The organism is Corallococcus sp. CA041A (assembly GCF_003612075.1).
Taxonomy (GTDB): Bacteria; Myxococcota; Myxococcia; order Myxococcales; family Myxococcaceae; genus Corallococcus; species Corallococcus exiguus.
Window position 1 is genome coordinate 1 of sequence record NZ_RAWF01000443.1, and the last position, 4,159, is coordinate 4,159.

Annotated in this window: 3 protein-coding genes; 2 read left to right on the forward strand and 1 reads right to left on the reverse strand. The window is 71.4% G+C overall.

The genetic code is table 11. The features are described from left to right. Positions 1 to 156: 156 nt before the first annotated feature. Positions 157 to 2,424: a PAS domain-containing sensor histidine kinase gene (locus tag D7V77_RS40610; RefSeq protein ID WP_120581537.1), complete on the forward strand. Its 2,268-nt coding sequence runs from the start codon at positions 157 to 159 to the stop codon at positions 2,422 to 2,424. Positions 2,425 to 2,532: 108 nt separating this feature from the next. Beyond that, positions 2,533 to 3,348 carry a hypothetical protein gene (locus D7V77_RS40615; protein WP_120581538.1) on the forward strand — a complete coding sequence of 272 codons (816 nt, stop codon included), beginning with the start codon at positions 2,533 to 2,535 and terminating at the stop codon, positions 3,346 to 3,348. 3 nt (positions 3,349 to 3,351) lie between these two features. On the opposite strand, the gene D7V77_RS40620 is transcribed toward D7V77_RS40615, so the two are convergent. Next, a partial coding sequence (locus D7V77_RS40620) for a TerC/Alx family metal homeostasis membrane protein (protein ID WP_120581539.1) occupies positions 3,352 to 4,159 on the reverse strand: 808 nt, incomplete at its 5' end.

Here is a 4,159-nt window from a genome sequence, read left to right on the forward strand (position 1 = left end):
ACCCCACCCCGTCCCGCGGGCCCCATCCATTTCGTGACGCGGGATGTCCATCTTCCCTCCACTCCAGCCACGTCCCGGGAGCAGGGGTACGGTGACATTCACTCTTCCCACAGCAGGCGGCCTGCCTTGTCCGACCGGTGCCTCCGGGGCGCCGGCATGAACCCCGTCGCCTCCACGACGGACTCGCTCGCGGACCTGGTGGAGGCGCGGCGCGAGGACATCCTCCGGCGCTGGGGCGCACGGCTGGGGGCTCATCCCCCCGGCAGGTCCCCGGAGATCCAGGAGCGGCTGGAGGGGATGCTCAAGCTGGTGGACGCGCTGGTGCTCGTCCTCCGCCAGGGCGCCGTGGAGACCTGGTCCACGGGGGCGGTCTGGGCCCATGCCCGGGAGCTCGGGCTGCGGCGCTTCCAGACCGGCGCTCGCGTGGAGACGCTGGTGGAGGAGTACGGCCTCTTGCGCGAGGCCATCCTCGAGGTGCTGGATGCGTCCCACCGGCCGCTCGACACGGAAGAGCTGCGCACGCTGTGGCGCGCGTTGGACCGGAGCCTGACGGAAGCCGTGGCCCACTACGTCCACGAACACGAACAGGCGCTGCGCTCCCGCGAACGGCGGCTGCAGGAGATCCTCGACCACGCCCCGGCCGCCATCTACGCGAAGGACGCCAGCGGGCGGTACCTCTTCATCAACCGCCCCTTCGAGTCCATCTCCGGCCACGAGCGCGAGGAGGTGCTGGGGCGCTCGGACCTGGACCTGTTCCCCCGGGAGACGGCGGAGCGCTTCCGCTACAACGACCGCCGGGTGCTGGCGGCGAAGACGCCGCTCGTCTTCGACGAGGAGGTGCTCCAGCCCGACGGGACGCACCTCTACCACACGATGAAGTTCCCCCTGCCCAGCGTCGTGCAGGGCGAGCCGTGGGCCCTGTGCGGCGTGTCCACGGACATCACCACCACGCGCACGCTGCGCCAGGAGCGCGACGAGGCCCGCGAGCAGGTCCACCGCGTGCTCACGCAGCTGCCCGTCGTGCTGTGGGCCTTCGACGCGCAGGGCGTGTTCACCCTCTTCGAGGGCGAGGGCGTGACGTCCACGTCCGTGCCCTCCCGGGTGATGCACGGGCGCTCCGTCTTCGACGTGTTCCGGGACCGGCGGGACGTGCTGGAGGTCATCCTGCGTGCGCTGGCCGGGGAGCGGCTGTCCACGGAGCTGTACCTGATGGGCGTCTGGTTCGAGGTCCGCCTCCTGCCGGTGTTCGACCCGGGCGGGCGCGTGGTGAGCGTGTCGGGCGTGTCGCTGGACATCACCGAGCGGCGCCGGGCGGAACAGGAGCTGCGTGCGTCGGAGACACGCTACCGGCTGGCCACCCTGGCCACCCGCGACATCATCTGGGACTGGGACCTGGTGACGGATGAAATCCACTGGAGCGAATCGGCGCCCCGCGTCCTCCGGCTGGACACGTCCCGGGGGCCGCCCGTCATGGACACGGCGTGGTGGACGGCCAGCCTGCACCCCGACGAGCGCGAGCGGGTGATGCGGGAGCTGCGGGCGGCGCTCGACAGCCACGAGGGTCACTGGGTGGCCGAGTACCGGATGCGCCGGGGCGACGGGACGTGGGCCTTCATCGAGGACCGGGGCCGCGTGGTGAAGGACCTCCAGGGCCGCCCGGTGCGCATGGTGGGCGCCATGCAGGACGTCACCGGCAGGCATGAGGCGGAAGCCGAGGCGAAGCGCCGCGCGGAGTTCGAACAGCTGCTCATCGGCATCGTCGGGCACGACCTGCGCAACCCCATCTCCGCCATCACCATGGCCGCCACGACGCTGGCCAGGCGCGAGGACTCCGACCCGCGAGACCAGAGGGCCGTGGCCCGCATCCTCTCCAGCGCCGAGCGCGCGCACCGCATGCTGCGCGACGTGCTGGACTTCACCCAGGCCCGGCTGGGCGGCGGCATCCCCATGGACCCGCGCGAGGTGGACCTCCTGGACCTGGTGCGCCAGGTGGTGGACGAGGTCCAGCAGGCCCACCCGGACCGGCGCCTGGAGGTGGACGGGCGGGGAGGGACCCGGCTGTGGTGCGACCCGGACCGGCTGGCGCAGGTCATCACCAACCTGGTGAACAACGCGCTCGCTTATGGAGACGCCCACTGTCCGGTGCGCGTGCGGCTGCGCGGCCAGCCGGGGACGGTGACGCTCGCGGTGAAGAACCAGGGGCGCCCCATTCCCCCGCACCTGATGCCCCACCTGTTCGAACCCCTCAAGCGCGCGGAGCTCCGGGAGGGCCACCGCAACAACGCCCACGGGCTGGGGCTGGGGCTGTTCATCGTGAAGCACATCGTGGATGCGCACGGCGGCCGGCTGCGCGTGCGCTCCTCCGCCCAGGACGGCACCACCTTCCTCGTGCACCTGCCCCGCCGGCCGCCCGGCCGGGACTGAAAGGGCCGCTCTTCCCGGGCGCGCTTGCCCTCCAGGGACGGCCCGGGTAGCAAAGGGGCTCCGGCGGCGGGCGGGCCCCGCCTTCCGGAAGGAGAGCGGAGCGGCACCATGAACAAGAAGTGGATCCTCGGGCTGGGGTTGGGTGTCGGCGGGTTGCTCCTCGTGGGTGGAGGCCTGGTCGCGACCGGGTACTGGGCGGACCGCCAGATGGACGGCGCCGGCGTGGCCACGCTGATGAAGTCCCAGGAGCGCGCCCTGAAGACCGCGGAGCTCAACGCTCGCTTCCCCTTCCAGCCGCCTGACGCGGGCAAGGTGCTGAAGCTGGACGAGGCGCGGCTGGAGGCCTACCTCGCGGTGCGCGAGGCGACCCTGCCCGCCTACGACGTGCTCCAGAAGGAGTCCCTGGAGTACGTCGAGAAGCACGGCAAGGATCTCACCGGCGGAACCCGCAGCGCGAAGCTCCGGGCCGCGGGCGCCTCCATGCGCATGCTGGGCAAGGCCCAGGCCTCCTTCCTGCTGAACCTGGAGGCGCGGGGCATGTCGCCCCAGGAGTTCGGCCGCCTCTCCGCCCTGGTGTATCCGGAGCCCGTGGCCGCGCCGGGCGCGGGCGTGGCGACGGTGTCCCAGCCGTCCGACCCCGCGAACATCGCGCTCCTGGAGGAGCAGTTCGCCGCGATTGCGCCGCAGCTGGAGGACCCGAAGCTCAGCGAGGCGGAGCGGCTGCAACTGGAGCAGCGCCGCGCCGGGCTGCGCAAGTACATCACCCAGCTGGAGGCCGCCTCGGGCAAGGACGTGAAGGACGCCAACGCCTCCCTCCTGAAGAAGCACGCGGCGCGCATCACGAAGGCGGCGAACCCCACGTTCGACCAGCTCCTGTCGAAGCCCCTGATGGTCGGCGGCACCGCGGGCCTGCCCACGCCCTGAGCGTCAGGCCTCCACCTGGCGCACGGACCGGCGGTGCGCCAGGCTCGCGCCCACCGCCCCGCCAATCACCGTCACGATGATGGCCACCGACAGGAGCGGCGGGATGTGCACCCACGTCTCCACCACCATCTTCACGCCCGCGAAGGCCAGCACCCCCGCCAGCCCGTAGTGCAGGTACTTCAGCTGCCCCACGGCCCCGGCGATGACGAGGTAGAGCGCGCGCAGCCCCAGGATGGCGAAGGCGTTGGAGCTGTAGAGGATGAACGTGTCGGTGGTGACGGAGAACGCCGCCGGCACCGAGTCCACCGCGAACAGGATGTCCGTCACCTCCAGGCCCACGAGCGCCAGCAGCAGCGGCGTGGCCAGCCTGCGGCCCTGGTGCTTCACCAGGAAGCGCGGCCCCTCCACCTGGTCCGTCACCGGCAGCTTCCTGGACAGCCATCCCACGACGCGGTTGTCCTCCTGCTTCGACGGGTCCTCGCGGAAGACGCGCCACGCGGTGATGAGCAGGATGGCGCCGAAGACGTACGACACCCAGCCCCAGCGCTGCAGTGCCGCCGCCCCCACGAAGATGAACAGGGCCCGGAACACCAGCGCGCCGAAGATGCCCAGGAAGAGCACCTCGTGCTGGTAGCGCTGGGGCACGTTCAGGCTGCGGAAGATGACGAGGAAGACGAAGACGTTGTCCAGGCTCAGGCTCTTCTCGATGAGCCAGGCCGCCAGGTACTCGTGGCCGCGCTCACTGCCCAGCGTCACCCACACGAAGCCGCAGAAGCCCAGCCCCAGCCCCACCCTGGCTCTTATACACATC

Coding starts and splice junctions, on each gene's coding strand:
- D7V77_RS40610 (WP_120581537.1), top strand. CDS start 157: ATGAACCCCGTCGCCTCCACGACGGACTCGCTCGCGGACCTGGTGGAG.
- D7V77_RS40615 (WP_120581538.1), top strand. CDS start 2,533: ATGAACAAGAAGTGGATCCTCGGGCTGGGGTTGGGTGTCGGCGGGTTG.